We start from the raw sequence: 266 nt of genomic DNA on the forward strand, positions 1-266 counted from the left end.
TAGGGCTGGTTGGACTCGAACCAACGACCCCCGCGTTATCAACACGGTGCTCTAACCAGCTGAGCTACAGCCCCAAATGCTGTTCTTCTCTTATTTACAGTCGATAAGTGTGAACGCTTGATGGCGAGTTATTACTAACTCAGTGCCACTCTAGAAAGGAGGTGATCCAGCCGCACCTTCCGATACGGCTACCTTGTTACGACTTCACCCCAGTCACGAATCCTACCGTGGTAAGCGCCCTCCTTACGGTTAAGCTACCTACTTCT

1 tRNA gene and 1 rRNA gene are annotated in these 266 nt (G+C 51.1%); both read right to left on the reverse strand.

Annotation, left to right across the window (positions count from 1 at the left end):
- Positions 1-74 (reverse strand) — tRNA-Ile (locus tag GM655_RS22640).
- A gap of 80 nt (positions 75-154) precedes the next feature.
- Positions 155-266, reverse strand: a 16S ribosomal RNA gene (locus GM655_RS22645); the annotation flags it as partial.

This window comes from Pseudoduganella danionis (genome assembly GCF_009720775.1).
Lineage (GTDB): Bacteria > Pseudomonadota > Gammaproteobacteria > Burkholderiales > Burkholderiaceae_D > Rugamonas > Rugamonas danionis.